Source organism: Microbacterium altimontanum, from assembly GCF_058349865.2.
This window is the reverse complement of sequence record NZ_JBYRJB020000008.1, coordinates 114331-137148: the sequence shown is the minus strand read 5'-3', so window position 1 is coordinate 137148 and position 22818 is coordinate 114331. Positions and strand designations below refer to the sequence as shown.

The following is a 22818-nucleotide window of genomic DNA, read 5'->3' as shown; positions in this document are numbered from 1 at the left end:
ATCACACGGTGACCGCGTCTACGTCGCATCCGACGAGCCCGGCCACCGCGCGCTACACCACTATGCAGGACTCCACTCCGCATCACGGACCCCGGTCACGACCTCATGCTTCGCGAAGTCCTTGACCTGCATCCCGATGCGCCCGAGAAAATTGGTGCTGGAGTCAAATACTTCTACGTCGGCCTGACCAGCGACGGCGACAAGTTCAACGTGCGACCTGATGCCACGGGGATCTGGATCAAACGCGTAGATGGGTCCGACGTGGACTTCAGCTACCGCACCTGCATCCAGAATCACACCGAAGAATCCGACGCGAAAGAGGGGCTTCGACTCGCCGTGGAAGACCGCCGGCTCTCATACCGCGACGACCGAATCGCGGCTGGGACGTTCGCGAGCGATGTCTCCGGGGTCGTTTTCCCCGACCGCAACGAGGCGCACGTCATCTACGAGGACCCGTCGTGGGGACAACTGACGTACCGGTTCGCCGAGGACGAGGGCGGATGGGACCACATCCTGGTTCACTCAGGGAGTGGTGGTGTCCTCATCGGCAGCCACCTCATGGATTCAGACGTCCTCGCGAGGTGGCTGGAGTTCTACGATCGCCATGCCAACCGCCGGCTCGCTACAGCCAGCGAAGCCGCAGCCCGGCCGCGACCCCCGCAAGACGCGTGGACTCCGTGACCGCCGCGGAAGGCACGTAAGGGCGACTGACTGGCAGGCGCGCACGCTTCGATGAGGTTGAGGCTACGCTCCGCCGCATCTACAACGGGTTGGCTACGGTAGGTCAGCGGCGGGAGGTAGCGCGCCGAGCGAAGGAAACCGCCATCTCGTGTGGAATCCCGATCTCAAGACGATTGCCAACTGCCCTGGATTCGGCGCGATCCTCCGCCATCTCGACCAGGAACCTACACTGTTGTAGGTTCCACGCCGAGATGACATATTCCGCGGACAGTTGGCAGGCGCTTGGTATCTCTGCCACGTGGAGGGGGTCGGGTGTGCGTGTCGAGCTTGCATGCTTCGAGCAACGCGAGAGCACCTGATCGCGCCGCCACCAGCCCGCGGCGCGTGTCCGGGTGTCCGGTTGACTGCCAAGTCCGCTGCGCTAGTATGTGCGTGTGCGTGAAGATACGAAGAGATGCACTTTTGGCGTGGAGAGTCAGTATGTCGACCTGGCGGCCGAGGTGTTCACTCTGCTGTCGGATGCGACCCGCATCAGGATCATCCTGGCGTTGCGCGACGGGGAGCTGCCCGTGGGCGAGCTGGCCGAGCGGGTCGGGAAGCTGCCCACAGCGGTATCCCAGCATCTCGCGAAGCTGCGGTGGGGCAGGATCGTCGAGGCGCGGCAGGAGGGCACGCGCGTGTTCTACAGCCTGATCGACGAGCACGCCCGTGAGTTGGTGAACCATGCCGTGTTCCAGGCTGAGCACGTCGTCGATGGGGTGTTCCCGCCGCACCATCTGACCGCTGAGGGTGTGACGACGACCGCCGCAACCGGATCGGCACAGTGAGCGCGACCGACACGCGGCTGAGCGACGCCGCGGCCGCGACGAGCGCGGCGAGCCTGTGGCGCAAGATCGACCGCGGCGACCTGCTGCGTACCCTGTTCGTCGCGGCGTGCACGGTCGCCGTGGCGCTCGGCCTGACGTGGCCGTGGCCGGCGGTGCCGGTCGTCGCCCTGGTCGGCCTGGTGGTTGGCTGCTGGCCGATCCTGATGGAGGCGCTGCACGACGTCCGCAACCGGCGGATGAGCATGGAGCTGTCGATGCTCATCGCGATCGTCGCCGCGGCGGCGATCGGTGAGTGGGTGACGTCGCTGGTCATCACGACGTTCGTGCTCGCTGCCGAGATTCTGGAAGACCTCTCGATGGACCGCGGCCGTGACGCGCTCACCGATCTGATGGCGTTCCTGCCCGAGACGGTGCAGGTCCGGCAGGGCGGCGACATTGTGACGGTGCCGCTGGCCGAGGTCAGCGCGGGGCAGGTGGTCGTGGTCGCTCCGGGCGGCCGCATCCCGGTCGACGGGGTCGTGGTCGCGGGCGAGTCGACCGCGGATCAGTCGCGGATCACGGGCGAGTCGCTGCCGGTTGAGATTGCGACCGGCGCGGAGGTGTACGCCGGGTCGATCAACCAGATCGGGGCGGTCGAGGTCCGCGCCGAGCGGGTCGGTGCGGAGTCGTCCTACGGGCGCATCGTCGAGGCGGTGCGGGATGCGCAGTCCTCCGAGCCGCCTGTGCAGCGGCTCGCGGACAAGCTGGCGGCGTGGCTGGTGTACCTCGCTCTCGGTGGCGCGGTCCTCACCTACGTCATCACTCGCGATATCACCGCGTCTATCTCCGTGGTCGTGGTCGCCGGGGCCTGCGGCATCGCGGCGGGCACGCCGCTGGCCGTGCTCGCCTCTATCGCCCGGATCGCCCGCTCGGGGGCGTTCATCAAGCATGGGGCGCACCTCGAAACGCTCTCCGCGGTCGACACGGTGGTGTTCGACAAGACCGGCACGCTCACGACCGGCACCCCTGCCGTGGTCGACGTGCGCACCGTCGACGGCGAATCCGTCGACGGGCTGCTCATCCTGGCCGCGGCGGCCGAGTCCTACTCCGAGCACCCGCTGGGACAGGCGATCGTCGCCCACGCGCGCGCCGAGGGCCTGCCGCTCGGACCGGCCGAGGAGTTCGTCTACCGGCCGGGCCTCGGGGTCACGGCGACCGTCGCCGGTCGCGCGGTCGCGGCGGGCAGCCGCGGCCTGGTCACCGACGCGCCCGACGCCCTCGAAGGTCAGGGCATCGCGACCGCGGTGCACGTCGCCGTCGACGGGCGTTACGCCGGCTCGATCCTGCTCGCGGACACGTTGCGGGACTCCGCACGCGGGGCGGTGGCCGAGCTGCATCGCCGCGGGCTGCGCACGCTCATCATCACGGGAGACCAGGAAGCGACGGCGAAGGCCGTTGCGGCCGAACTCGGCATCGACGACGTGCGCGCAGGTCTCCTCCCGGAACAGAAGCTCGCGGCGATCGACGCCGAGCGCGCCGCCGGCCACAAGCTCGCGATGGTCGGCGACGGCGTGAACGACGCCCCCGCGCTGGCACGCGCCGACGTCGGGATCGCAATGGGCTCGGGAACGGACATCGCCCGTGAGAGCGCCGACGTCGTGCTCATCAGCTCCGACCTGCACGACCTGGCCCACACGATCCACGTCGCACGACGAGCGCGCAGGATCGTGATGTTCAACTTCGCCGGCACGATCGCCGTCGACCTCATCGGCATGGGTCTGGCCGCGTTCGGTCTGCTCGGGCCGGTGCTGGCCGCGTTCATCCACGTCGGCAGCGAGACGGCGTTCATCCTCAACTCCGCCCGCCTCATCCCAGGACGCCGCAAGAAGTAGAACCGAACCGAGACACATCGACGCTGTTACGTCACCACCACCGGCTCATTAGCGTCTCGAGCGACGCGCGGACAAGCCATGAGTCCCGTGTAGGAATCCGCCATTTCGCGTGGAATCCTGCCCCCGAGACCTCTGCCAACTACCGTGGAATCCCGGAACTCTTCGCCATCTCGAGCGGGAACCTACAAGGAGCCCGCAGCGGCATGTCGCCGGGGGTTCCGTCGCATTGCACGGAGACCTAGGCTCGTCCCATCCGCGCACGGGTCGGCCTGCGCGGGGCGACCGAACGGGAACGGGGCGCTCATGCAGACCTTGACGATCGACTTCATCTGCTCGCTCGATGGCTACGGTGCTGCCGAGGGCTGGCCGGGCTGGTGGGGACTCGAGGGTCCCGAATACCTTGCCTGGTTGTCTGAATCGCCCGAGCGGGATGCTCCCCTCCTCATGGGCGCCACGACGTATCGGCTGATGTCCCAGTTCGCCGCCGCCGGTGAAGAGGGAACGGGCGTGCTCGATGGTGTCCAGAAGTACGTGTTCTCATCGAGCCTCGAGGAGCCACTCGACTGGGCGAACTCCACGCTGGTCAGCACCGACGCTGTCGAGTTCGCCCGGACGCTGAAGGAGGAGTCGCCGTGGCCGCTGCGCACGCTCGGCAGCATCGCCCTGTGCCGTTCGCTCCTGACGGCTGGCCTCGTCGACCGGTACCGCGTCGTGATCTTCCCGGTGATCACCGGCGCGACCGGCCAGGACCGCATCTTCGACGGCTACCCGGATGTCCGGCTCGAACTCGTCGAGGCCCGCACGTTCGACGGGCAGATCCAGCTGCTGGAGTACATTCCGACGGTGCTCGACGGTCCTCCCGGGGCTTGAGGACCGGGCAGGCCGGAGGAACCGTCCTAAAGCCACAGGCAGCCATCAGTGGTCAAACGGAAGTCGGTGAGGCCGCCTCGTCGGACGTCAGCAGGACGACGTTGCCGTCCGGGTCGTCCACCATCGCGGCGTAGGGCCCCGCCGTCTGGGTGGGCGCCATCCGGCCGTGATAGCCGGCCGCCACAAGGTCGTCCCACGTGCTGTCGACGATAGCGTCGTCGCCGACGTAGAACTCGAGCATCTGTGAGTAGCCGCCCGCCGGAGGCGTCCAGTCCGGGTCGTAGCGCGAGGCGAATCCGTTGATCAGCAGCAGGGTCACCCCGCTGGCCATCCGGTGCGCGACGACAGGTCGCTCACCGCTCGGGTCGGGGATGTCGAGACCCAGCCGACGGTAGAAGCGCACGGATGAGTCGAGGTCGGCCACTTCGAGCACCACCATGCTGAGCTGCAGTTCCATGCCGCGATTCTGCTCCTGCTCACAGCCATCGCGCCGAGCGTCACGGACATCGCGCCCAGCCTTCATGGATATCTCGCCGACGCAGGCGGCCGGACGTCGTCAGAACAGGGGAGCCGGAAGGGCGCCTTCGAGCTCGAGCAGCCGGCGCTTCGTGACCAACCCTTGGCCGTCGACGCCGCCGGAGTACCCGCCCAGCCCGTCGCCGGCCAGCACCCGATGGCACGGCACGATGATCGGGATCGGGTTGGCGCCCATGATCGCGCCGATCCCTCGCGCGGGGATGCCCGATCCGCTGCGGGCCGCAAGTTCCCCGTAGGTGACGGACTCGCCGTACTCCACCGTCTCATACAGTGCCGACAGCACCGCACGTGTGCCGGCCGTCTGCCGCCCGAGATCGAACGGCACATCGAAGCGGCGGCGGTCGCCCGCGAAGTACGCCGACAGCTGCGCGATCGCCTCGGCCAGCACGGCGTCGGGCCCATCAGCGACGTCCCCCGGTGGTGTCATACGCCAGCCGACGCCGGTGATCGCGTCGCCGCTGCTGCTCACGCCCAGCGTGCCCACCGGCGTCTCGAGCGTGGCGAACGAAGGCATGACGGGAGACTACTGCCGGGATGCGACATCCGCTGCCCGACCCCGGAGGCAAACGCCGCTGTGCTTTGCTGGAGGCATGGCCGATCTCGACAAGCTCATCCCCGCCAACCGCCGCCATCTTCTCGAGCTGCCCCTGTTCGGGCACCTCGGCACGATCCGCCCGAACGACACGGTGCAGGTCACCCCGATGTGGTTCGAGTTCGACGGCGAGCACGTGCGTTTCACGCATACGAACAAGCGGCAGAAGTACCGCAATCTGCAACACAACCCGTCGATGGCGCTGTCGATCGTCGACCCGGAGAACCAGGAGCACTACCTCGAGGTCGCCGGCACTCTCGTCGAGGTTGTGCCCGACCCCGAGGGCGCGTTCTACGTGCGGCTGCAGAATCGCTACGGCGACCCGAGCACCACTCCTCCGGCGAACAAGGCCGACCGCGTCGTTCTGGTCATGTCGATCGAGCGCGCCACGAGTCAGTAGACCGCCTCGCACAGCGAAGCGGCGGGTGCAAGCCCCTCGTGACCCCGTCGGCACCCGCCTAGCGTCGCGGTCGTGAGCGAAGAACGCATCGACACCGCCGACTCGCCCGCGCCGCGGCGCGCGATCGTCACCGGATCTGACTCCGGCATCGGCCGAGCCACGGCCGTGGCGCTCGCCGCCGACGGGATGGATGTCGGCATCACCTGGTGCGCCGATAAAGAGGGCGCACAGCGCACCGCCGACGAGGTGCAGAGCCACGGGGTGCGGGCGGTCGTCACCCACCTCGACACGACCCGGCTCGATGAGTGCGGCGACGTCATCGATGAGCTCGCCGAAGAGCTCGGCGGACTCGACGTCTTCGTGAACAACGTCGGTACCGGCTCGACGACGCCGCTGCTCGAGCTCACCCTCGACGACTGGCGCCATGTGGTCGACACCGACCTCACCGGTGCCTTCCTGTGCATCCAGCGCGCGGCGCGCAGGATGGTCGCGGCCGGTCGCGGCGGGCGGATCATCGCCGTCACGAGCGTGCACGAGCACCAGCCGATGGTCGGCTCGAGCGCCTATGACGCCGCGAAGCACGGGCTCGGCGGGTTCATGAAGAGCGCCGCCCTCGAGCTCGGCCGCTACGGCATCACGGCGGTGAGTGTCGCACCCGGCGAGATCGCCACGCCCATGACCGGCCAGACCGACGAAGACCCGAGGACGAAGCACCGGCCAGGGATCCCGCTCGGCCGCCCGGGCGATGCGCGCGAGGTCGCCGCACTCATCGCCTTCCTCGCCTCCCCCGCGGCGTCGTACATCACCGGCGCGTCGATGGTCGTCGACGGCGGGATGCTGCAGATGGGCCCGCAGGCCGGCGCGGCCATGACCGACGACAGCTGGCGCTCCTGACGCGTCGGCAGGCGGTCAGTCGCGCTCGGCGATCTCCTTCACCTTCGCGACGAGCCCGTCCCACACGGCCTTGGAGTGCGCGGCCGCCTCGGGTGTGGGGTTGTTGTCCTGCGAGAGCGTGAACACCGTCGTGCCGGGACCGCGCCCGTCGTCGAGGGCCCACGTGAGCGTGTGGTAGTTCTCCGGCGCATCTTCCGCACCGCTCAGCGGACTGAAGTGCGTGTTCACGAGACGGCGGCCTGGCTCGAGTTCGACGATCACCCCGTGATCCTCGTACGGCTGCCCCTTCCACTCACCGCGCCAGCGGATGGGACCGCCGACCACCCAGTCCGTGTCGAGCTCGGTGCCGAGCATGAACTCGCGCACGGCGTCGGGATCGGTCAGCACGGCCCAGACGCGTTCCCTGGGTGCGGCGATCTCGATCGTCGAGGTCGCCTCGAAACCTGCACTCATGCGTCCTGCTCCCTTCGCGCACGCGGGCGACGATGCCCTGCGCTTACTGTAGGCCGCACCCGCTACCGGGTGGACGGCGTCAACGCCGGGGGCCCCAACGCCGACTGGATCCGGCGGATGACAGAGCCGAGGATGCCGGCGGCGAGCAGTCCCGGCCCGAGCGGTCCGGACGAGTCCGTTCCCAGCGGAGGCAGCAGACGCAGCGCCGCACGCACGTCGTCGGTCATGTGCGCGAGCTGCCACTGGACCTCGGTGTCGACGGCGTCGGGGCCCGCGGACGCGGCGAGCCCCGCCGCTTTCGCGGCGTAGGCTGCGGCGCCGAGCGCGTGGGCGCCCATGTGCGCGACGCCCGCCGCCTGCGCCGCCGCTCGGGCTGCGGCGACCGCTGCGGGATCGGCCACGTCGCGGGCCGCACGTCCAGCCACGAAGCGGCGGCGGATCTCCCCAGCCGCGCTCAGTTCCCCGCGCGCGAACGCACGTGCGCGGGCGATCGCATCGCGGGCGCGGTCGTCTGTCGGCGATGCCGCCTCGAACAGCGGGAGCACGCGCTCCGCGCACTCGGCCGCCCACGCCGCGACGATGCGGCGATCGGCTTCACTCAGTGCCTGTGGCGACGCCATGCTGTTCTCCTCGCTCACGACGCCCGCGTGCCCTGACCTGCGGCGACGCAACGATGACTCTCCATCCCTCCATAGTCGCGTGAAGGGCGGGGGCCATGCGCTGCTTGAGAGGATTGTCTCGTGACACGCATCCATCTCACCGGAGAACTACGCTGCCGCGATGATCGCGAGGCGGCGATCGTGACGACGCACCTGCCGGCGCACGTCGCGCGCACCCGCCAAGAGCCGGGATGCCTGTCGTTCGCCGTCACGGCCACAGCCGATCCGCTGGTCTGGGCGGTGGAGGAGTGGTTCGCGGATGCCGAGGCCCACCGGTCGCACCAGGAGCGCGTTGCGGGCTCGGACTGGGGACGGCTGACCGCCGGGATCGAGCGACGGTACACGGTCGAGATCCAGCCGGTGCCCTCTTCGCCGGCTGGCTCGGCATCGCGAGAGGGGAGCGGGCATGGACATCCGTGACGCGGAGGCGCAGGATGCCGCAGCCATCGCCGCGATCTACAACGACGCCATCGAGCACACGACCGCCACTTGGCACACCGTGACCGTCGACGCCGCCGACCGCGTTGCCTGGATCACCGACCGACGGGCCGCCGGTCATCCGGTGCTCGTGGCGGTCGAGGGCGATGCCGTGCTCGGCTATGCCACGTACGGGCAGTGGCGGGCGTGGGAGGGGTACCGATTCACCGTCGAGCACTCGGTGTACGTCGACGCCGCGCATCGCGGGCGCGGCGCGGGCACCGCCCTGCTCGAGGCGGTGATCGCCCGGGCGCGTGCCGCGGGGATGCACGCGATCATCGGCGGCATCGCGGCCGAGAATCTGGGGTCGATCGCGCTGCATCAGCGCTTCGGTTTCGTCGAAGTCGGCCGGCTGCCCCAGGTCGGCGCCAAGTTCGGGCGGTGGCTCGACCTCGTCTTCCTCCAGCTCACGCTCGACGACCGCCCGGTTCCGCCAGATTGACGGCCGCGCGGCATGTCGCGAGCGGAGGACGCGGCACCGAGGAAGGAGGATCGGGCGCACATCATCCTCCCTCCGCTCCGTTTCCTCCCTCGGTGACGCCGCTTCGCCGGAGCTCGCACACTGTCCGACACCCTCGCTACGGTCATCGCATGACCGAACCGGCGACGAAGGTCGACCTCACCCGTGAGATCCCCACCTACACGGCACGCCGTGGGCGGTTCGACGTCATCGAGGTGCCACCGATGCAGTACCTGATGATCGACGGGGGCGGCGATCCGAACACCGCCGTCGAGTATCGGGATGCCCTGCAGACGCTGTATCCCATCGCCTATGCGCTGAAGTTCTCCAGCAGGCGCGAGCTCGGCCGTGATTTCAAGGTGATGCCGCTCGAGGGCCTGTGGTGGGCGGAAGACATGGAGTCCTTCACGAAGCGCCGCGACAAGACGCAGTGGCGCTGGACGCTCCTGATCGCGACGCCGGACTGGATCACTGTTCAGCGGTTCGAGGAGGTGAAGGATGCGGCGACCCGCAAGGGGCCTCCTCCGAGGCTCGGCGAGTTGCGGCTTGAGCGGTTCGCCGAAGGCTTGTGCGCGCAGACGCTGCACATCGGTTCCTACGATGACGAAGCTCCGGTGCTCGAGCGCCTCCACGAAGAGTTCATTCCGGCCCAGGGCGTCCGCATGACGGGAAGGCACCATGAGATCTACCTGAGCGATCCGCGTCGCACCGCGCCGGAACGCCTGCGCACGATCCTGCGGCAGCCGGTCACACGGCTCGCCGAGAACGCGTGAGCGTCATCCGCATCCGTCGACTCACCCGCCCGACGCGCTGACCGCGACGGCGCGTCACTAGCCGGCGAAGGCCCAGAGCAGCAGAACCAGCAGGAAGCCGACGACGGAGATCAGCGTCTCCATCACCGACCAGGTCTTGATCGTCTGCCCGACGGTGAGACCGAAGTACTCCTTCACGAGCCAGAAGCCGGCATCGTTGACATGGGAGAAGAACAGCGATCCGGCGCCCACGGCGAGGACGAGCAGCGCCAGTTGGATCGGACTCAGCCCGCCCGCCAGCGGGGCGATGATCCCCGCCGCCGTGACGGTCGCCACCGTGGCCGAGCCGGTGGCGAGACGGATCAGGACTGCCACGATCCAGCCGAGGAACACCACGGACAGGCTCGCGGCCACCGCGACCTTGGCGATCGCGTCGCCGGTGCCGCCGTCGACGAGCACCTGCTTGAAGCCGCCGCCGGCGCCGACGATGAACACCACGCCGACGATCGGCAGCAGGCTCTCGCCCACCTTCTTGCTCAGCGTGGGCACCGAGAAGCCGACAGCGGTCCCGAACGTGACCATCGCCAGCAGCACCGCGATGAGCAGCGCGACGATGGGGTCTCCGATGAAGTCGAGGACGCCGCGCAGCACCGTTCCCTCGGGAACCCAGAGGTCGGATGCCGCCTTGGCGAGCATGAGCACGACGGGTGCGAGCACCGTGACGAGCGTCCACGTGAAGCTCGGTTGACGCTGCGCCTCGGGATCCTGAGCCTTCGTCGTCGCGGTGTTCAGTTCTGCACCGCTCGGCTGCGTGCCGGCCGTGCCCTCACGGTCGGCGGCGGTCGCGACATCCGCGTCCAGCCGCCGCGGTCCACCGCTGCTGACGGCGATCGCGGCACCGCCCGCGCCGACGGGCACCCAGCGGGACGCGATCTGGCCGAACAGCGGTCCGGCGATCGCGACGGTGGGGATCGCGATGAGCAGGCCGAATGCCAGGGTGATGCCGACGTTCGCGTGCAGCACGCCGATGGCTGCGAGCGGTCCGGGGTGCGGGGGGATGAAGCCGTGCAGCACGGACAGGCCCGCAAGGGCCGGGATGCCGAGCCGCATCGCCCGGCTGTCTGAGCGCCGGACGGCGAGCATGACCACGGGGATCAGGAGCACCAGGCCGATCTCGAAGAACATCGGGATGCCGATGATGCCGGCGATGAGTGCCATCTTCCACGGCAGGGTGGCGCGTCGGCCGCGCAGCAGCGTGTCGACCACGCGATCCGCGCCACCGGAATCGGCGAGGAGCTTGCCGAGGATGGCGCCGAGAGCGATCAGCACACCCACGTAGCCGAGCACGCCGCCGACGCCGTCCTCATACGAGCCGGTGACCTTCTCGACGGGGATGCCCGACGTGAGGCCTACGAACAGCGCGGCGATCGTGAGCGCGAGGAACGCGTGGATCTTCAGCCAGACGATGAGCAGCACGACCAGCGCGATGCCGATCGCCGCCATCACGATCACGAGTGTGTCGTGACCCGTCCACGGCTGATGGGCGACATCGTCGGCCTGTTGCACGATCGTGTTCGTCCACATCCGTACTGCGTTCATGTCGGCCTCCCCGCATCGTCGCGTCAGCCCCGTGTCTACTCCCGCCGCGCCACGTTCTCAACGGGGTGGACGCGCAGGAGGCGAACAGCGCGTTCCATGCGGTGCGAGCCGGTTGGATCGCCTGCTCGAGCCAACGTGACCTATCGCGGCTGCAGCCTGCGGAGGTCGCGCACCGCCTCTTCGACGATCGACGCGATGTCGGCGCCGACGTCCACGACGGCGCCCACTTCGTCGTCGCCCAGCGGTTGGAGGGTGTCGAGCTGCGATTCGAGCAGCGACGTCGGCATGAAGTGGCCGCTGCGATGCGCCAGTCGATCGGCGATCACTTCACGCGGCGCGGTGAGGAGGAGGAACACGGTGCGCGGTTCTTCCGCGCGGATCGCGTCGCGATAGGCGCGCTTGAGCGCCGAGCACGCGATGACGAGCCCGGTGTCCTCCGCCTCGGTCAACGATTGACCGACCCGTGCGAGCCAGGGCCAGCGGTCCTCATCCGTCAGGGGATGGCCGGCGCGCATCTTCTCGACGTTCGACTGCGGGTGAAGGTCGTCGCCGTCGATGAACGGCACGCCGAGGCGCTCCGCGAGGGGTTCGCCGATGCTGGTCTTGCCCGATCCGGAGACTCCCATCACGACCACCAGCGGCTGGTTCTCGGTCATCGCGTTCACCTCGTTCACTATCGTGCCATGGCATCCAGAGCGCTTGGTGGTCAGGATCGGCGGCGGTCATCGGACGACGTACTCTCGCGTTGGTACTACCCTCCGCCGCGCGCGTCCAGCCCTTTCGCCATGAGATCTGCGACTGCCATGGTGAAGCGTGGACTTCACGGATGAGCTCGGAGCCTGGGTCAGACGGCAGCGGTGGTACGCAGGCAAGAGCCACGAACCCCGCTTTCGGATCCTCGACAGCCAGTCTGTCGGGGACGCGACGCGTTATCTCCTCATGGATGACGGGGGGACTCGGCCGGCGCTGTACAACGTGCCCGTGGCGCACGTCGCCGCACCTCGCGAAGGGGATGCTGTCATCACGCACGGTTCCGGCGGCTATCTCGTCGATGCGGCCCAGGATCCCTCCTTCACCATCGGAATGCTCGCTCAGATGGGAGTCGATGTCAGTGGGGTGACGGGCTCCCGCGCTTTGACGGGCGAACAGTCCAACACGTCGATCGTCTTCGAAGAGAACGGCGACCGAACGATGATCCTCAAGCTCTTCCGTACGCTTCACCACGGCGAAAATCCCGATGTCACCGTCCAGCGAGCGCTGAGCGACGCGGGCTCGCCGTATGTGCCGCGATTCCTGGGGAGTCTCGAGGCCGAGTGGCCCGACGTCGGTCGCCGATCAGGTGTGGCCCACGGCACCCTGGCTTTCGCGCAGGAGTTCATGCAGGGCGTGCGGGACGGATGGGCGATCGGGCTTGAGGCCGCGCGGGACCGGCGAGACTTCACCGATGCAGCCCGCGATCTCGGGATCGCCGTCGCCGGTGTGCACGACGCGCTCGCGTCGGCGCTCGGAACCGTGGATGCCGGGGCACGCGCTGTCAGCGCCACAGGCATCGCATGGCGTCGGCGGCTGGCGATCGCCGCAGCGGAGGTGCGCGCGGTCGCGGACCGGCTCCCTGCGATCGAGGCCGTCTATCAGACGGCGCTCGGGCGCCCGTGGCCGCGCTTGCAACGCATCCACGGCGACCTGCATCTCGGTCAGGTGCTCGCGGTGCCGGATGGCGGATGGCGCATCATCGACTTCGAGGGCGAGCCGCTCCGCCCCATGGAGGAACGCGCGCTCCCCGACCTGCCTCCCCGCGACGTCGCCGGGATGCTGCGGTCCTTCGACTACGCCAGTGCCGTCGGCGGCGGCGCGGACGCCGCCGATTGGGCGGCGGCGTGTCGAACGGCGTTCGTCGACGCGTACGTGCAGAACGCAGGATCGGTCGAGCTGGATCCGGTGCTGCTGAGGGCGCTGGTGCTCGACAAGGCCGTCTATGAGTCGATCTACGAGGCCCGCAACCGCCCGCACTGGCTGTCCGTTCCGCTCGCGGGCATCGACGCCGCTCTCGCGTGACTCACGGGACGACGGGCTCCAGCGGCTCGAGCACGAGGAACAGCGCGCCGTATGCCGGAAGCGAGACGGCGAAGCTCTGGAGGTCGTCGACCCGCCCGATCGTCTCTCCGGATGCGGCATCCACCACGATGCTTCCTGGTACGAGGTACTCAGATCGGACGGTCCCTTCCGTCGGCTCGGCGGAGAAGTTGAGCACCGTCACCTGCGTCGGCGCGTTCGCCTGCGTATCGCCGCCATCGAGACGGTGCACGAGTACCAGCATTCCGGCGTGGGCGACCTCGGGGACGTCGACTTGCGTGGCGGTGGCGATCCCGGACCGCCGCCGGAGGTCGAGCAGACCCGCGAGCCGTGAGGCGAAAGAATCGGAATCGGCGAGTTGCGCCGGAAGCGCCCCATAGAGCGCGCGCCCCCGCGGCATCCCGGCCGCCGAGCGTGCCGCGGTCGGATCGACGTCGAGAAGGTCATGCGCTCCGCGCTCTATCCACCGGGTGTCACCGGCCCCGATCAGGTCTGCGACCTGATCGGACGGGATCGTCAGCATGCCGACGAGGTCCCACCCGGACAGCGCGAAGACGCCGGGTTGCCACGCGTTGTACGCGCAGAGGAGAAGGTGCGCGTCCCGAATCGCGGGGATGTCCGCCTGCGTGATGTCGTCGAGCCGGGTGATCCCCTGCGTCGCCGCGATGAGCGAGGCCGTCGTGCAGGCGATGCCGTTCTGCGTGAAGATGCGGTTGTAGTCGGCCGCGCCGGTGAGGGCTTCTGTGAGCTCGGCGCGCACCAGTTCGGCGAGCTCGGCGCCTGTGACCTCGCCGCCACGGAAGCGATAGCAATCGTCCCTGTGCCGGGCCTCCCAGTGCACGAGTTCGTACGTGAGCTCGTCGTGGTTCTGCAGTCCGTGGACGAGCTGCACCGGCGGGACGCCGAGGTCGAGCGACGAGGTGAGCGCCAGCCGCAGGAACTCGGTCTGCCCGGTGGCGAGGGCGTGGTGATAGCCGGGACGCCCGATGAAGTCGTAGGAGAGGTCCGCGCCGACGGCTCCCGTGTCGCGGATATCCTCGATCGTGAGGTTGAGCTCCTGGAACGTGAAACCGCCGACCTTGCGCACCATCCCGGCGATGATGTGATTCGCTGCGTGGGAGAGCGGGTGCCCCTCCGACCAGGCGGGAAGGCCCTCGGCGCTCTTCTCCACGCCGAGAAAGCCGTTCGCGTCGAGGCGAAGCGCGCTCGTGCCGAGCTCACCGAGTGAGTGCAGCGCGTCCCCGATGACGAGACGCATACCGGCGAACGTGGGGTCGAGCCAGTTGATGGAGGGCTGGCCCTGCTTGAAGTAGTGCAGGTAGACCCAGCGGCGCGTGACGCCGTCCGGTCCCGTCACAGGTGCGGTCGTGCTCCAGTTCGTCTCCTTCACGCCCGGCGTGTAGAAGATGACGCGTTGAAGGGCACCGATGATGTACCCGCGCTCGGCGAGTTCGTGCTCGGTCGCCGGGTCGAGGTTGACGCTGTCGACGCCGTCTGGCACGTTCGGCAGCAGCGACCAGTCCTCCGGCAGAACCTCGACCATGTGGTAGATGCCGGGGTAGTCCTTGTATCCCATCTCGGCCAGGCGGAAGTCGGCCCCTTTGCCCGTGTGACCCGGCACGATGTCGTCGATCACGCTGCCGCCGTGCGACTCTGCGACGTCGCAGAGGGCGCGGAACTCCTCCTCGGTGCCGAACGCGGGGTCAATGGCCGTGCCGATGCGGTCGAAGTGCCCGTCCACGCTGGGTGTCTGGAGCCACCCGGCGATGCCTCCCGCCCGCTTCACCGGGCCGGTGTGCACGGCGGTGATGCCGATCTGCTCGAACGCGGACCACAGTTGTTCATCGCCGAGTGCCGCCAGGAACGACTCCCCAGGTCGGGTGACGAGCGACAGGGGATAGGCCGTGAACCAGACGTCGGTCGTTTCGATGGCGCGGCGGGCATCGGGGCGTGCGTACGGATTGCGCCACATCGTGGGCTGCCCGGACAGCTGGCGGGCGAGGACGTCGGCGTCCTTGAGCATCGACTGCCGCACCAGCCATTCGACATACGACGGGTTCGTGCCGTTGGCGGTGCGGGGGTCGGTCGTCACACGACGCACCCGGCCCCCGCGGAGGTGGTCGCGGGGCCGCAGCCGCTTCGGCCGCGCCGGATAGCGCTGCTCGTCGTAGCTGATCTCGATCTGGTCGGGATCGGCCTCCTCGCCCTCGAGCACTCGCCGTCCTGGAAGGTCGATGGGACCGGTGTACAGATCCTCAGGCTGAAACTCGTCGTGCGCCATTCTTCGACGTTAGGGACTTCGCCGCAGCGAAGGGAAGGACTGGCGCTGAAGGCGGTGAGGAACTATGCGCCCCGTGCGGCACCCCCAACCTCCCCGGTGGCGCTCCTCCGAGGTGCCCTACAATTGCCGCTCATGACGCTCGACCCGCCCTACCGTCGCGACGTAATGAGCGGTCCATGCGATTCCGGGCGCTGACGGTAGACGATCTCGTCGAGCCCGCCTCGTGGATGACCGAGATCGAGCTCGGGCCAGACCGATGGCGCGACGGCGACACCCGATCGGCCGTCGGCGTCTCGCCATCCGGCGACGTGGTGGCAGCCGGCATCCTCTGGACGTCCCGTGCTCATACCGACCGCTACTGGGCCGACATCGTCGTCGATCCGGTTCATCGGCGCCGCGGTTTCGGCACCGCGATGCTGAGTCACCTGTCGACCCTGCGGGCCCGGTCCCTTCCGCTCAAGACACGGGGATACGCCGGCGACGAGCGCCTCGCCTTCGCCTTCGCCATGGGCGCACGGACGATCCAGGTCGTGCCGCCCTCGGTCGTGTCAACACGCGAGAGGACCGCGCTGCGGGCGCATTCGGCCGTGGTCGCAGCCGGCCAGCTTCCGTTCACGCGGATCCTTGCCGCTCACGCCGCGATGTACGAGTGGATCCATCGGTCGTGGAGCCCCGTCTCGGCAGAGTTCGCCGAGGCCGTGAACGACGGCCTCGACGTGGACCTCGACCGCGAAGCCTCCGCGGTCGCAGCGGATCGTGACGGTGACGTGCGTGCGCTCGCGGCGGTGTACCGCGCCGGCGAGAGACCTGTCGTCTGCGCTGAGACGACGTCGCCGGCCGATCCGGAGGGCGAACGGCTGGTCGAGGGATGCGTCCGCTTCGCGCTCGACAGGCTCGCCGAGCGCGGTGTCCAGAAAGTCGAGTTCGACGGGCACGTATCGGATCCGCACTTCCTGCCGAACTGGGCCAAGCTGAGCCCGACCGGGCGGTGGTTCCTGCTCGTCGAGCTCCCTACGGACTGATCGCCGGCGTCGGCCTACTCGTCGAGGAGAGCGGCGGCGTACATCGGCCGGGCGGCGTCGGCGCTCGGCGGGTGGAAGAGCCCGGCGGTGGCGTCCCGGAACAGGCGGCTCAGCTCGGCGCTGTTCTCGAACCCGCTGCCGCTCGCGCTCATCAGGGCCGTCTCCGCTGCCCGACGCGCGGCCGTCGACGCATTGATCCGTGCCGAGACCAGCCGCAGCGGCCAGCCCGCCCCGTGGTCGACGAGCTCATCGAACTCGCGCGTGTACGCCTCAAGCTGCGCCGGAACCGCCATGTATTCCATGAGCGCGTCAGCCAGCCGCGCGCGCGACTCCGGCACCTCGGCATACGACACGCCCGCCTTCGCCGACTTCCGGCGCTTCAGCCCTGCCGCTCCGAGATCGAGCGCCCGCCGCGCGACACCGGCATACACCGAACCGATCAGCAGCTGGAAATTGCTCGTGATCGCGAAGGTCAGCAGATCCGGCACCCGCCCCGGCGGCAGTCTGCGTGCCACGCGGTCGGGCCGCATCCGCACGTCCTTCAGGATCGTCGCGCGGCTCTGCGACGCCCGCATCCCGAGCACATCCCACTGGTCCGACACCACGATCCCCGGTTCGCTGCGCTCGACGAATCCGTACACGAGCGTCGGGTTCGCCTCATCCGTCGCATCCAGCCCGTGCGTGATCAGACGCGTCCACACCGGCGACAGCGAGGTGAAGATCTTGACCCCGCTCAGCAGGTAGCCGCCGTCCTCCTGCGGCGTCGCCGTCGTGTTCGACCCCTGCAGCACCCAGTCGTTGCTCGGCTCGCTGATGCCGAACGCGAAGATCTCGCCCGCCATCACCTCGTCGAACACGTACGCGAGCGAGCGGTCGCCCCGATCGACCATCGCCTTGACCACGCCCGTGCACATGAGATGCATGTTCACCGCGAGGGCCGTCGCCGGGGCCGCGGTCGCGAGCCGCTGCTGCAGCCGGGACACCTCGTTGAGGCTCAGGCCCGGGCCGCCGAACTCGGCGGGGACGAACAGCAGCAGATACCCGCGCTCGCGCAGCTCGTCGAGGTCTTCGTCGAAGAACCGGTTCTCCCGGTCGTAGACGGCGGCACGTTCCCGAAAACGCTCCAGCAGCTCATCGGGCAGGTACTGCTCGGCCCGCTGCGCGTGACGTGCTTCACGATCCATGACATCTCCTTCTACGAACGGCTCAGGACGAGGGCGCCGTTGTGTCCGCCGAACCCGAACGACGTCGACAGCACCGTGTCGACGCGCTGCGCGCGCGGCGTGGCGACGATATTCCAGTCGGGGAATTCGGGGTCTTCGAGGTTCAGCGTCGGCGGCAGCAGGCCCTCCTGCAGCGACCGCGCGGCGATGATCGCCTCCACCACGCCCGACGCTCCCAGGAGGTGACCCGTGCTCGACTTCGTCGCGCTGATCGGGATGTCGCGGCCACCCGGTCCGAGGGCGCTCTCGAACGCGAGCAGCTCGGCGGCGTCGCCGGCGGGGGTGCCGGTGCCGTGCGCGTTGATGTGATCGACATCGTCGGCGCCGAGGCCCGCGTCGCCGAGCGCAGCCGTCACCGCCTGCGCGGCGCCGCGGCCCTGGGGATGCGGCGCCGTCGCATGGTGGGCGTCGCTCGACGCTCCGAAGCCGACGAGCCGGGCGAGGGATGCCGCTCCCCGCGCGCGAGCGGATGTCTCCGACTCGAGCAGGATCGCCGCCGCGCCCTGCGCCATGACGAACCCGCGCCGACTGCGATCGAACGGTCGACATGCCGTGGTCGGTCGATCTTCATAACCCGATGCCAGCGCGCGCATATTCGCATTGGACGACAGGTTCACGCCGTTCAGACAGTCCTCCATGCCCACCACGAGAACGGCGTCGGCGTACCCATGGCGGATGCGCCGCATCCCCTCGCCGAGCGCGATGGCCCCGCTCGCACACGTCGCCGAGACGCCCTGTGCCGGGCCGATGATGCCGTGGCGCTGGCTGAGCAGCGCCGCGGCCGCGTCGGGCGCTCCGTACACGGCGAGCGTCAGCGGAACGGCCCGGGGCCCGCGCGCGTCGAGGATGCGGGTGGCGTCCTGCATCGCGTCGACGGGGCCGGATCCGGTGGCGGCGATCACCGCAATGCGGTCGGCATCCCACGGGATGTCGCTCGCGCCGGCCTGGGCGAGCGCCTCGTCGGCAGCCGCGATCGCCCAGTGCTGCACCGGGCTCAGGCGGCGGGCGAGCGCGGGCTCGAGGGAGGTCTGGAAGCCGCGCACCTGGCCGCCGATGCGCACGGCGAGGTCGTCGAACTGCGCGCCGTCGAGGACGGTGATCGCACTGCGTCCAGAGGAGACGGCGTCCCAAAGAGCGGGGGCCGACAGGCCGCTCGGCGTGATGGCACCCATGCCGGTGATGACGACGGGCGTCATGGGATGACCGCCCGGATGACGCGGCGTGGGCGTCGTTCCGAGGCGCTGCGCTCGCCCAACGACCGGGACGCGCTCACAGGCGCGCCGCCTCTCCGCGAGCGACGAGAGCCGCCGTCTCGGCGCGGCGGATCTTGCCGCCGACGGTGCGCGGCAGCCGGTCGACGCGGTACCAGCGTCGCGGCACGAACTGGGGCGCGAGCCGCGGCCGCGCCCACTCCTGCAACGCCGACTTGTCGGCGTTGCCCTCCACGACGAGCGCCACGATGCTGCCGAGCCGGGGGTCATCGAGCGCGACAGCACACGCGGCGCCGAGCATCGGCATCCCGTCGAACGCGCGCTCCACCTCCGTCAGCGCGACCTTGTGCCCTCCGGTCACGGCGATGTCGCCCGCGCGACCGACGAGCTGCAGCCGACCGTCGACCATCCGACCCTGGTCGTGCACGGTGGCCCAGCCGTCGGGCCCGACCAGCACCGCGCCGGTGGTCGCCGATACATACCCGTCGGAGCATGCCTCGGCGAGGATCCACAGGGTGCCGAGCTCGCCGTCGGGAACCGGAGCGCCCCGCGCGTCACGGATCTGCGCCCCGATCCCGTCGTAGACGGTGATGAGGGTGCCGTCGCCGTCGCGGCTGTCTCCGATGAATCCGATCTCGGCGGCGCCGTAGTAGCTGATGAGCCGCACGCGGGGCAGCACCGCCGCGAGCCCGTCGCGCAGCGCTCCGGAGAGGTGCGCTCCGCCCGTCACGACGAGTTCGAGCCCCTCGAACCGGGATGCGTCGCGGCGCGCCGCATCCGTGATCGCGCGCACGACCGCGGGAACGGCGACAACGCGGGTGATGCCGTCGTCGCGGATGCGTCTGCCCGCCTCGAGCGGATCGAACTCATCGGCGAGGTGCACGCCGCCGCCCGTCGCCAGGCACTCGATCACCGCGTACAGCGTGAGGCTGTACGAGACGGGCCCCGGCGCGAGTGTCATGACTCCCGGCAGGGGTTCGAGGTGCGCGGACGAGACGGCGACGTTCGCGCGGTACTGCCGACGCGTCTTCAGGAACGCCTTGGGGTCGTTCGTCGTCCCTGACGAGAAGAGCATCAGGAACGCCTCGTCGCCGTCGCGCACAGCCGGCGCCGGCGCAGGCGTCGCGCGCTCCTGCCGCTCGAGGAACTCCGGCAACGACACGAACGTCCCCGTCCAGCCGCGCTCGGCGAGGGCCTCGGCAAGCTCGGCTGAATCGCTGACCACGGCGCCGATCCCGGTGGTGAGGATCACGGCCACCCGGTGCGCGAGCGGCCAACGCGGGTCGATCACCGCCGATACCGCGCGGTAGCCCGCGAGGCCGGCGACGATCCGGGCGGTGTGGAACGCGGATTCGGTGCTGACCGCCGTGATCGGGATGCCGCCGGTCTCTCGGGCGGGTGTCGGCGGCGCGCTCTGTGCGGCGTGCAGTGCCGACACGGCGGCGAACACCCGCCGTGAGTCCTCGACGAGCTGCGCGTAGGTGAGCCGGCCGTCGGCGCCGGCGATCGCGACCCGGTCGGGATGACGCTCCGCGACATCGAGCACGGTCCCCGTGATCGGCACTCTGACCTCCCGCCCTCAGCCGTCGCCAGTCTAGTTCGCGCGCACGGCCGACCGTCCCGGAGGACGACATCCCGCTCAGCGCGGAGGAGCCGTGGACGCCCGCTCGATGAGCACCGGCGAATACGCGCGATGGTCGGGAGCGTGCTCTCCGGAGACGAGCATCGCGATCGCGTCGCGCGCCATCTCCTCCACCGGCTGGGAGACGCTCGTCAGGGCCGGCCACGTGAACGCCGCCTCCCGCGTGCCGTCGAATCCGACGACCGACATCTCGCCCGGCACGTCGATTCCCCGTGTGTGCAGCGCGGCCATGAGGCCGGTGGCCACCTGGTCGGATGCCGCGAACACGGCGGTCACCGCATCCCGCTGCTCGGCGAGGAGGAGACCCGCGTCGAATCCGCCCTGCAGGGTGTAGTCGCTGTGGAACACCGGGCCGGCCGGCAGGCCGGCGTTCGCCAGGGCGCGTCGCCACCCCTCCTCGCGCGGGTCGAGCGCGGAATCACTGCCCACGAAGGCGATGCTGCGATGCCCGAGCGCCACGAGATGGTCGACGGCGAGCGCGGTGCCGGCGAGGTAATCCGTGCTGAACGTCGGATGCCCCGGCCGGGCCGTGAACTGATTGAGGTACACGAGCGGCGTACGGCCCTGCGCGATGAGGCGCAGTTCCTGCGCCGTCAGGGGATCGGCGCTGACGATGCCCTCGAGCTGCTGCGACGTGAGGCCGGCGATCTCGTCGCCGTCACCCGAGCGGCGCTCATAGGCGTTCAGCGTGAGCACCGTGAGGTCGTGCTTGTGGGCGGCGTGGTCGACGGCGGCGACCATCTCGGCGAAGAACGGGTTGCGCTGGTCGGGCACGATGAAGCCGATCATCATCGACCTGCCCCGGCTCAGCGCGCGCGCCGCGGCGTTCGGACGGTAGCCGAGGGCGTCAGCCGCCGCCCGCACCCGCGCGCGGGCCGCATCGGAGACCGGGCGGTCTGACCCCGACAGCACGTAGCTGACCACGGCGGTGCTCAGCCCGGCGAGGCGCGCGACATCCTCCCGGGTGACGTTCTTTCGGCGATTCTGCATCTTCGCGGCTCCCCAGCGCCGGGTCACCGGACCGGCGTCGGGCCGAAATCCGGTACATCCAGGCGTTCTCCACCCCGGCGGGCGGACTCGTGGGCGATGATACCGGGCACAGTGAAGCGCGCGGCGCGCCACGCGTCCACCGGAGGCTGCACCCCCGACTCCACGGCGGTCGCGAAGTCGTCGACGAGGAAGTGGTGGCTGCCTTCGTGACCGTTCGGCAGCGTCGCCAGCGCCGTCGGGATGCGGCTGCGATCGTGCACCGGCGCGTACCCCGACACGAACCCGGGCCGCAGCTCGGGGGCGATGTGCGCGAGCGACGGATCGTCGACGCTGAGGCTCGCGACGGTCTCGACCTGCTCGGAGACGTCGGTCGCCCCGGTGCGGTCGTACCAGTAGGCGGCGGTGGCGACCTGTTCGAACGACCCCTCGGTGCCGAAGAAGCGGAACCGGGATTCGCGGATGTGCGACGGATACCCGACGCGCCGGAACTCGTTGGTGCGGAACGACCCGCCGGCCGCGACCTCGAAGAGCGCGGTCGCGTTCGACACGTCGTTGTCGAACATGCTCACCGCCCGGTCGAACACCCCGTCGCCGCGAGTGTCGGGGATGCCGATGCCCACCGCTTTCGTCACGTAGGTGTCCCACGCGCCGAGCACGCCGCCGATGGAGTGCGTCGGGTACAGCAGCGGCGGGTAGCTCGCCGTGCGCTTCCACTCCTCGCCGCCGCTGAAGCGGTAGGCGTCGTAGAAGCCGAGGTCCATGTCGTGCACGTAGTCGCCTTCGGCGTAGAAGAGGTCGCCGAACTCCCCGGCCGCGAGCTTGGTGCGAGCGAGCACCGTCGCAGGGTTGTAGTAGCTCGTCTCGCCCATCATGTAGACGAGCCCGCTCTGCGCCACCGCGTCGACGATCGCGCCGATCTCGTCCACCGTGATGCCCATCGGCACCGTGGAGTACACGTGCTTTCCGGCGTGCAGCGCGCGCAGGGCGAGTTCGCCGTGCGTCCAGCGCTGGGTGAAGATCGCCACGGCGTCGATCTGCGGCGCGGCGATCATCTCGTCGAAGGAGCGCATCGTGCCGCTAAGGCCATGCACACTGGCCAGCCGCTCGGCGCGCTCGGGCAGCACGTCGGTGACCCACACGTCGCTCACCAGCGGGTGGTGGCGGAGCAGCGGGGCGAACGTGTCGGCGAACTGGCCGGCACCGATGAGGCCGATCGTGAACGGCATCTGGCTCCTTCGAATCGACGACTCTCTCGCGCAAGGGGCCGTCCCTCTCAGCATCGCGCAGCGGTCTACGCGCGTCAA

At 69.5% G+C, this 22818-nt stretch carries 23 protein-coding genes; 11 read left to right on the top strand and 12 right to left on the bottom strand.

The features are described 5' to 3' along the window. Nucleotides 1–27: 27 nt before the first annotated feature. From AC3RX1_RS15150 to AC3RX1_RS15135, 4 genes are all read left to right on the top strand, one after another. Nucleotides 28–681: a DCL family protein gene (locus AC3RX1_RS15150; protein WP_491502097.1), complete on the top strand. Its 654-nt coding sequence runs from the start codon at nucleotides 28–30 to the stop codon at nucleotides 679–681. A 467-nt stretch (nucleotides 682–1148) separates the two neighbouring features. After that, complete coding sequence (locus AC3RX1_RS15145) at nucleotides 1149–1508, top strand: ArsR/SmtB family transcription factor (protein WP_491502093.1); 360 nt, start codon at nucleotides 1149–1151, stop codon at nucleotides 1506–1508. Then, entirely contained in the window at nucleotides 1505–3379 is a 1875-nt protein-coding gene (locus AC3RX1_RS15140) for a heavy metal translocating P-type ATPase (RefSeq protein WP_491502092.1), read from the top strand. The genes AC3RX1_RS15145 and AC3RX1_RS15140 overlap by 4 nt, the downstream gene beginning before the upstream one ends. Before the next feature lie 303 nt (nucleotides 3380–3682). Beyond that, nucleotides 3683–4249, top strand: a complete 567-nt coding sequence (locus AC3RX1_RS15135) for a dihydrofolate reductase family protein (protein ID WP_491502091.1) — start codon at nucleotides 3683–3685, stop codon at nucleotides 4247–4249. Between the two features lie 52 nt (nucleotides 4250–4301). On the opposite strand, the gene AC3RX1_RS15130 is transcribed toward AC3RX1_RS15135, so the two are convergent. Next, nucleotides 4302–4706 carry a VOC family protein gene (locus tag AC3RX1_RS15130; protein WP_491502090.1) on the bottom strand — a complete coding sequence of 135 codons (405 nt, stop codon included), beginning with the start codon at nucleotides 4704–4706 and terminating at the stop codon, nucleotides 4302–4304. 99 nt (nucleotides 4707–4805) lie between these two features. After that, a complete protein-coding gene (locus AC3RX1_RS15125) occupies nucleotides 4806–5300 on the bottom strand; it encodes a methylated-DNA--[protein]-cysteine S-methyltransferase (RefSeq protein WP_491502089.1) in 495 nt (164 codons plus the stop codon). Between the two features lie 76 nt (nucleotides 5301–5376). On the opposite strand from AC3RX1_RS15125, the gene AC3RX1_RS15120 reads away from it, so the two are divergent. Beyond that, nucleotides 5377–5778 carry a PPOX class F420-dependent oxidoreductase gene (locus AC3RX1_RS15120; protein WP_491502088.1) on the top strand — a complete coding sequence of 134 codons (402 nt, stop codon included), beginning with the start codon at nucleotides 5377–5379 and terminating at the stop codon, nucleotides 5776–5778. A 72-nt stretch (nucleotides 5779–5850) separates the two neighbouring features. Further along, complete coding sequence (locus tag AC3RX1_RS15115; RefSeq protein WP_491502087.1) at nucleotides 5851–6672, top strand: SDR family oxidoreductase; 822 nt, start codon at nucleotides 5851–5853, stop codon at nucleotides 6670–6672. Between the two features lie 15 nt (nucleotides 6673–6687). Here the strand turns inward: AC3RX1_RS15115 and AC3RX1_RS15110 are convergent, their stop codons facing one another. Beyond that, nucleotides 6688–7125, bottom strand: a complete 438-nt coding sequence (locus AC3RX1_RS15110) for an SRPBCC domain-containing protein (RefSeq protein WP_491502086.1) — start codon at nucleotides 7123–7125, stop codon at nucleotides 6688–6690. A 62-nt stretch (nucleotides 7126–7187) separates the two neighbouring features. Then, complete coding sequence (locus tag AC3RX1_RS15105; protein WP_491502085.1) at nucleotides 7188–7745, bottom strand: putative immunity protein; 558 nt, start codon at nucleotides 7743–7745, stop codon at nucleotides 7188–7190. A 120-nt stretch (nucleotides 7746–7865) separates the two neighbouring features. Here AC3RX1_RS15105 and AC3RX1_RS15100 point away from each other — a divergent pair, with 120 nt between their 5' ends. From AC3RX1_RS15100 to AC3RX1_RS15090, 3 genes are all read left to right on the top strand, one after another. Continuing rightward, a complete protein-coding gene (locus tag AC3RX1_RS15100) occupies nucleotides 7866–8204 on the top strand; it encodes a putative quinol monooxygenase (protein ID WP_491502084.1) in 339 nt (112 codons plus the stop codon). Beyond that, the gene (locus AC3RX1_RS15095; protein WP_491502083.1) at nucleotides 8191–8703 is read left to right on the top strand and encodes a GNAT family N-acetyltransferase; all 513 of its coding nucleotides are present in this window, start codon (nucleotides 8191–8193) and stop codon (nucleotides 8701–8703) included. The genes AC3RX1_RS15100 and AC3RX1_RS15095 overlap by 14 nt, the downstream gene beginning before the upstream one ends. Before the next feature lie 149 nt (nucleotides 8704–8852). Then, a complete protein-coding gene (locus AC3RX1_RS15090) occupies nucleotides 8853–9494 on the top strand; it encodes a GyrI-like domain-containing protein (protein WP_491502082.1) in 642 nt (213 codons plus the stop codon). Between the two features lie 57 nt (nucleotides 9495–9551). Here AC3RX1_RS15090 and AC3RX1_RS15085 read toward each other — a convergent pair whose 3' ends face one another. Next, complete coding sequence (locus AC3RX1_RS15085) at nucleotides 9552–11072, bottom strand: GntT/GntP/DsdX family permease (RefSeq protein WP_491502081.1); 1521 nt, start codon at nucleotides 11070–11072, stop codon at nucleotides 9552–9554. Nucleotides 11073–11212: 140 nt separating this feature from the next. Further along, the gene (locus AC3RX1_RS15080; protein ID WP_491502080.1) at nucleotides 11213–11728 is read right to left on the bottom strand and encodes a gluconokinase; all 516 of its coding nucleotides are present in this window, start codon (nucleotides 11726–11728) and stop codon (nucleotides 11213–11215) included. A 157-nt stretch (nucleotides 11729–11885) separates the two neighbouring features. On the opposite strand from AC3RX1_RS15080, the gene AC3RX1_RS15075 reads away from it, so the two are divergent. Next, nucleotides 11886–13127, top strand: a complete 1242-nt coding sequence (locus AC3RX1_RS15075; RefSeq protein WP_491502079.1) for a phosphotransferase — start codon at nucleotides 11886–11888, stop codon at nucleotides 13125–13127. A gap of 1 nt (nucleotide 13128) precedes the next feature. Here AC3RX1_RS15075 and treS read toward each other — a convergent pair whose 3' ends face one another. Beyond that, the gene (gene treS, locus AC3RX1_RS15070) at nucleotides 13129–15426 is read right to left on the bottom strand and encodes a maltose alpha-D-glucosyltransferase (RefSeq protein WP_491502078.1); all 2298 of its coding nucleotides are present in this window, start codon (nucleotides 15424–15426) and stop codon (nucleotides 13129–13131) included. 176 nt (nucleotides 15427–15602) lie between these two features. Here treS and AC3RX1_RS15065 point away from each other — a divergent pair, with 176 nt between their 5' ends. Next, nucleotides 15603–16448: a GNAT family N-acetyltransferase gene (locus AC3RX1_RS15065; protein WP_491502077.1), complete on the top strand. Its 846-nt coding sequence runs from the start codon at nucleotides 15603–15605 to the stop codon at nucleotides 16446–16448. A 14-nt stretch (nucleotides 16449–16462) separates the two neighbouring features. On the opposite strand, the gene AC3RX1_RS15060 is transcribed toward AC3RX1_RS15065, so the two are convergent. The 5 genes from AC3RX1_RS15060 to AC3RX1_RS15040 form a co-directional block, all read right to left on the bottom strand. Further along, a complete protein-coding gene (locus AC3RX1_RS15060) occupies nucleotides 16463–17632 on the bottom strand; it encodes an acyl-CoA dehydrogenase family protein (RefSeq protein WP_491502076.1) in 1170 nt (389 codons plus the stop codon). A gap of 11 nt (nucleotides 17633–17643) precedes the next feature. Then, nucleotides 17644–18867 carry a beta-ketoacyl-[acyl-carrier-protein] synthase family protein gene (locus AC3RX1_RS15055; RefSeq protein WP_491502075.1) on the bottom strand — a complete coding sequence of 408 codons (1224 nt, stop codon included), beginning with the start codon at nucleotides 18865–18867 and terminating at the stop codon, nucleotides 17644–17646. A 73-nt stretch (nucleotides 18868–18940) separates the two neighbouring features. Further along, entirely contained in the window at nucleotides 18941–20446 is a 1506-nt protein-coding gene (locus tag AC3RX1_RS15050) for an AMP-binding protein (protein ID WP_491502074.1), read from the bottom strand. A gap of 75 nt (nucleotides 20447–20521) precedes the next feature. Beyond that, nucleotides 20522–21514 carry a LacI family DNA-binding transcriptional regulator gene (locus AC3RX1_RS15045; protein WP_491502073.1) on the bottom strand — a complete coding sequence of 331 codons (993 nt, stop codon included), beginning with the start codon at nucleotides 21512–21514 and terminating at the stop codon, nucleotides 20522–20524. Nucleotides 21515–21537: 23 nt separating this feature from the next. Then, entirely contained in the window at nucleotides 21538–22740 is a 1203-nt protein-coding gene (locus AC3RX1_RS15040; RefSeq protein ID WP_491502072.1) for a Gfo/Idh/MocA family protein, read from the bottom strand. Between the last annotated feature and the right edge of the window lie 78 nt (nucleotides 22741–22818).

Coding starts and splice junctions, on each gene's coding strand:
- AC3RX1_RS15135 (WP_491502091.1), top strand. CDS start 3,683: ATGCAGACCTTGACGATCGACTTCATCTGCTCGCTCGATGGCTACGGT.
- AC3RX1_RS15130 (WP_491502090.1), bottom strand. CDS start 4,706: ATGGAACTGCAGCTCAGCATGGTGGTGCTCGAAGTGGCCGACCTCGAC.
- AC3RX1_RS15125 (WP_491502089.1), bottom strand. CDS start 5,300: ATGCCTTCGTTCGCCACGCTCGAGACGCCGGTGGGCACGCTGGGCGTG.
- AC3RX1_RS15120 (WP_491502088.1), top strand. CDS start 5,377: ATGGCCGATCTCGACAAGCTCATCCCCGCCAACCGCCGCCATCTTCTC.
- AC3RX1_RS15110 (WP_491502086.1), bottom strand. CDS start 7,125: ATGAGTGCAGGTTTCGAGGCGACCTCGACGATCGAGATCGCCGCACCC.
- AC3RX1_RS15105 (WP_491502085.1), bottom strand. CDS start 7,745: ATGGCGTCGCCACAGGCACTGAGTGAAGCCGATCGCCGCATCGTCGCG.
- AC3RX1_RS15095 (WP_491502083.1), top strand. CDS start 8,191: ATGGACATCCGTGACGCGGAGGCGCAGGATGCCGCAGCCATCGCCGCG.
- AC3RX1_RS15090 (WP_491502082.1), top strand. CDS start 8,853: ATGACCGAACCGGCGACGAAGGTCGACCTCACCCGTGAGATCCCCACC.
- AC3RX1_RS15085 (WP_491502081.1), bottom strand. CDS start 11,072: ATGAACGCAGTACGGATGTGGACGAACACGATCGTGCAACAGGCCGAC.
- AC3RX1_RS15080 (WP_491502080.1), bottom strand. CDS start 11,728: ATGACCGAGAACCAGCCGCTGGTGGTCGTGATGGGAGTCTCCGGATCG.
- treS (WP_491502078.1), bottom strand. CDS start 15,426: ATGGCGCACGACGAGTTTCAGCCTGAGGATCTGTACACCGGTCCCATC.
- AC3RX1_RS15065 (WP_491502077.1), top strand. CDS start 15,603: ATGCGATTCCGGGCGCTGACGGTAGACGATCTCGTCGAGCCCGCCTCG.
- AC3RX1_RS15060 (WP_491502076.1), bottom strand. CDS start 17,632: ATGGATCGTGAAGCACGTCACGCGCAGCGGGCCGAGCAGTACCTGCCC.
- AC3RX1_RS15055 (WP_491502075.1), bottom strand. CDS start 18,867: ATGACGCCCGTCGTCATCACCGGCATGGGTGCCATCACGCCGAGCGGC.
- AC3RX1_RS15045 (WP_491502073.1), bottom strand. CDS start 21,514: ATGCAGAATCGCCGAAAGAACGTCACCCGGGAGGATGTCGCGCGCCTC.
- AC3RX1_RS15040 (WP_491502072.1), bottom strand. CDS start 22,740: ATGCCGTTCACGATCGGCCTCATCGGTGCCGGCCAGTTCGCCGACACG.